Genomic DNA, 4,828 nt, shown 5'->3' on the forward strand with positions numbered 1-4,828 from the left:
TCGGAGGCGATCATTTCCAGGGTGGACTGCTGGCGGCCCAGCTCGGCGTCGACCGCGGCGGCGATCTCCGGGTCCAGCTCGTGCAGGGGCGTGTTCAGGGCGGACATACCTCTCCTCAACCGGCGGTGTACGGGAGCACGGGGCGGGCGCGTCGGCGTAGCAGCGCGTCAGAGTGTCAGCGGAAGACCACGGTGTGGTGGCCGTTGAGCAGGATGCGGCTCTCGCTGTGCCACTGGACGGCCCGCGCCAGCACCCGCGCCTCGACGTCCCGGCCCATGGTGACCAGCTCGTCGGGGTCGTGGGAGTGGTCCACACGGACCACGTCCTGCTCGATGATCGGCCCCTCGTCCAGGTCGGGGGTGACGTAGTGGGCGGTCGCCCCGACCAGCTTGACCCCGCGCTGGTGCGCCTGGAGGTAGGGGCGGGCGCCCTTGAAGCTGGGGAGGAAGGAGTGGTGGATGTTGATCGCCCGGCCCTCGAGCCGCTTGCACAGGTCGTCCGAGAGGATCTGCATGTAGCGGGCGAGCACCACGAGGTCGACGTCCAGGCGCTCCACCAGCTCCAGCAGCTGCGCCTCGGCGTCCGCCTTGGTCTCCCGGGTCACCGGGATGTGGTGGAAGGGGATGCCGTGGGTGCGCGCGAGCGGCTCGAAGTCCCGGTGGTTGGAGACGATCGCCGGGATCTCGATGTTGAGGGCGCCCGTGCTCTTGCGGAACAGCAGGTCGTTCAGGCAGTGGCCGAACTTGGACACCATGATCAGGGTGCGGGTCGGCGCGGACGCGTCGAAGAGCCGCCAGTCGATCCGGTAGGTCTCGGCCACGGCGGCGAAGTCCGCGCGCAGCCGCTCCAGTGAGGTCTCCGGGTCGGAGACGTCGAAGTGCACGCGCATGAAGAAGCGGTCCTGGAGCCGGTCGTCGAACTGCTGGCTCTCCAGGATGTTCCCCGAGTGGTCGACGAGGAAGCCGCTGACGGCGTGGACCAGTCCGGCCTGGTCCGGGCAGGAGAGGGTCAGGACGAACTCGCGGCCGGGGTGGGGGCGCGGGGGCATTGGCTCCTCCGGTGGTGCGTATTGAGCAACAAGACGAGCGATACGCAACATGGTCCGGGCGGGAAGGGGTCGGGTCAAGGGTGCATCCCGACGGAAATTCGGCGATCGAGCGCTTGAGCTCACGTTGTGTGATGAGAAATACGCGGCGTGATACGCAACGGAGTGCCCGGGTCGTGGCGGACCCGGGCACTCCTGTCAGTCAATAAAGGCTCACCGCACCTCCCGGGCGTACGGCGCCACCGCGATCCGGTCGATCAGCGGGGCGTACCGCGAACGCAGCAGCACTCCGGGGAACGTGTCCGACGCGTAGGTCGTGCCGTCGAAGTTCGGCAGTTCCTCGGACCGGAAGGAGACCGTGTTCTGTCCCTTCTTCAGCTGGACCGGGACGGTCAGCTCCCAGAAGTCGTTCTGGTGGAAGGTGTGCGGGAAGCCGACCCGCTGAACCGCGCCCCCGTTGACGGAGATGTCCGCGTGCCGGGCGAGCGGGTCCGGGTTGTAGTGCGTGGCCTCGGACTGCTCGGGGTTGGAGTAGCGGACGCGCAGCGCGTACAGGCCGGGCTTGTCCGCGGCGACCGTGAACGTCGCCGTGTTGCCGTTGCCCGGGTCGCCGCCGATCCCGGTGATCGATGTACCGTCGGTGGCCAGGGACAGCGACGCGAGGGAAGCCGTACCGGCGAGCTTCGCGTCCTGTGCCTCGTAGGTCCGCACCGGCAGCGCGCCCTCGGTGGGCGTGACCGTCAGCCGGTCGACGAGCGTCGGCGCCGAACCGCCGGTCACCGTCACCTTGTTGACGCCACCGGAGAGCGAGACCGCCACGGCACGCCGGTCCTTGGCCAGCCGCAGCACCTCGTGTCCGTTCACCGCGACCCGGCCGTCCGCGCCGCCGAGGGTGTCGACCCGGAGCGTGGCCTCGCGGTCGGCGGGGGAGTAGACCCAGAACGTCGCCGTCTGGCCCTTCGCGAGCCGGACCGCGCCCGATCCGGTGGCCGCCCGCTTCGGCAGGTCGTAGACGGGCCGCGCTCCACCGCCCAGCCACGCCAACTCACCCTCGTACACCCGGGTGTTGGCGGACGCGTCCGGCAGGGACAGCGTGAGCCGGTCCACGATGGCGTCGCCCTTGGTGACCCGCTTGCCGTCGAGGCTCTTCGCGGCCAGCGTCAGGGTGTGCTTGCCCTTGGTCAGCTTCACCTTGGTGTCGGTGTGGTCCCACACCACCCACTTGTAGCCGAGCGGCATGGACAACTCCTGCTCGCCGTCGGCCGATCCGTCCACCCGTAGGAACACGTTGGTCGGGCCCTGCTCCTTCACCTTGTCGAAGGTGTTGAGGGAGTTGGCGAAGACGCTCAGGTCGTAGGTGCCGTCCTCGGGCACGTCCACGGGGAAGTCGAGCGTGACGTCCGAGCCGGTGCGCAGCCCGCCCACGTCGTAGCCGCCGGAGGTGTAGAACTTCGACACGTCCGAAGTCGAGCCCTCCGGACCGTTCTTCGAGTAGCCGGACCCGGTGTGCGCCGCGTCCTCCGCCTCGTAGGAACCCTGCCAGCGCACCGGCGCGGCCTGCGTGCCCTTCGCCTCACCGGCCGGGCTCAGGACGATCTCGTACGCCGACGATTCCTTGAGCGTCGGGAGCGTGCCGTCGCCGAAGTCGACGGAGACCGTGCCGTCGGCGCCGACCTTCAGGTTCGTCTCCGTGAGGAGCTTCGGGCCGGAGTTGTCGCCGATCTGCCCGCTCCAGTCGATCTCGCGGACCCAGGCGTGCACCCGGCCGCCGAAGACCTTCCCGGGGACGCCGGCGAAGGTGATGTGCCCCTTGCCGGTGGAGCCGCCGAAGATCAGCCGGGCCTGCTTCTTCTTCTCGTCGAGGGTGGCGACGCCCTGCATGGTGTAGTTCTGGCCCGGGAACGGCGGGTTCACCGTCACGGTGTGCCCGCTCATCGAGGCGTACGAATTCAGCAGCCACCACTGGCCGTTGCCCCGGTTGGACTGCACCGCCGAGTCGGACAGATTGCCGTCGATGTTCCAGTACGCGATGTCGGCGTCCACCTTGGACTCCTCGATCGCGGAGACCCACTGGATCATCTGGCCCGGCACCGAGGTGTGGTAGTTGAACGCGTACTCGTTGATGTTGACGGGGAGTTGGGTGCCCTCGCGGGAGGTCCCCTTGAACAACTCCTTCTCCCACGAACGGTACTTGGCCACACTCGCGCGCACGGCCTCCGGGTGGCTCAGCTCGTGCCAGGTGATGACGTCCGGCAGGGTGCCGGCGGCCAGCGTGTGCGTGAGGAAGCCCTTCACCTGGTCGTACAGAACACTGGTGTTGGGCCCGGCGATCCGCGCGTCCGGCATCCTGCCCTTGATGAGCCTGTACGCCGAGTCCCAGGCGGCGAAGTAGGCGTCCGGGTCGCTCAGCCAGCTGACCTTGTCGTAACTCCACTGCCCGGTACCGAACATGTTGCCCTCGGGCTCGTTGAACGGCACGAAGACGATGTTGTCCTGGTACTCCTTCGGCAGCTGGAGCACCTGGTCGACTTGCTTGGCGATCTTCTCCTCGTAGAGCTTGAGCTTCTCCGCGGGGGTGTCGCCGGGCCACTCGTACGGGAAGCCGCGGTGGATGTCGGTCATATAGATGTACACGTCACCGTCGGTGGAGTCGGCCAGCGGCTTCACCACCTCCAGGGCGTCGGCCCCCGGGTGCTGCGGGCCGTCCTGCGCCTTGGTCGAGACCGTGCGCAGGCCCATGCCCTCGATGAGGTTGTTGGTGGGGACGTCCGGCCCGTACACGCCGTAGAGCGTGCCGGAGGCGCCCCCGTGGAACGCGCCGGTGTCCGAGCCGAGGTCCACGGTGAGCTGCCCCTCGCGGACGACGGTCACGGTCGCCTGTACGGAACGCCCAGCCGCCGTACCCGCCACCGTGAAGCTCCCCGGCTGCGCGTACTTCTCGGCCGGTACGGCGTCCCAGACGATCGGCGTGTCCCGGTCGTAGCCGTCGGAGTAGGTGGAGCGGACCGCCGCGGGGAGGGAGGGGGCGGTGCCGGTGGTGGTGCGGACCTCGAAGGACGTCTGCGCGAGGTCCTTGAGGGTGGGCACCTCGGAGACCGTCCCGGCCACCTGCTCGGCGTTGAGCGCCGCGTGCCACACCGCGAAGTCGTCGATCGAGCCCTTGAGTAGCGGGTCCTGGTAGAAGGACCTGCCTATGTAGCCGGCCGCCGTCGCCGAGCTGCTCAGCAGATCCCTGGCCTTGACGGAGGTCGGGGAAGAGGAGACCGCCACGCCGTCGAGGTAGGTCGTCACGCGTCCGGCCGTGGTGTCGAGGGTGACCGTGACGGTCCGCCACTGGTCGGCGGGGAGCGGGGCGTACCCGGAGACCTGGGCCTCCGCGCCGCCTCCGCCGGTGGTCACGGCCGTGCGCAGGACGGAGCCGTTGGACGGGGTGGTGAAGAGGTACTTGCCGGTGTCGGTGCCCAGGTCGAAGATCCGCTGCCAGGCCGACGCGTCGTCGCCCCAGCGCACCCGGGCGGAGACCGTCAGATCGCTCGCGTCCCCGAGCACCTCGCGGGGCAGCCGGACGTACGCGCCGTCCGAGGTGGGCGCGCCGCCGGGCAGGGCGAGCGCCTGGCCGCCGTCCGCGCCCGCGACGGACTGCGCGGTGGACTGGTTGACCAGGGTCGCCGTCAGACCGTTGCCGGAACTGTCGGTGATCTTCCCGGAGGCGAGATCGTCCGGCCTGTTGCGCGCCCTGGGCCTGGGCCGCGGCGCACTGCTCGGGACGATCACCCTGGAGGC

The 4,828-nt window shown here is 69.4% G+C and carries 2 protein-coding genes; both read right to left on the minus strand.

What is annotated here, in order from left to right:
* Positions 1-175: 175 nt before the first annotated feature.
* The gene (gene purU / locus ABZ896_RS52005; protein WP_360946324.1) at positions 176-1,048 is read right to left on the minus strand and encodes a formyltetrahydrofolate deformylase; all 873 of its coding nucleotides are present in this window, start codon (positions 1,046-1,048) and stop codon (positions 176-178) included.
* A 210-nt stretch (positions 1,049-1,258) separates the two neighbouring features.
* Entirely contained in the window at positions 1,259-4,819 is a 3,561-nt protein-coding gene (locus ABZ896_RS52010) for a LamG-like jellyroll fold domain-containing protein (protein ID WP_360946327.1), read from the minus strand.
* Positions 4,820-4,828 lie beyond the last annotated feature (9 nt).

This window comes from Streptomyces sp. NPDC047072, assembly GCF_040643855.1.
GTDB lineage: Bacteria > Actinomycetota > Actinomycetes > Streptomycetales > Streptomycetaceae > Streptomyces.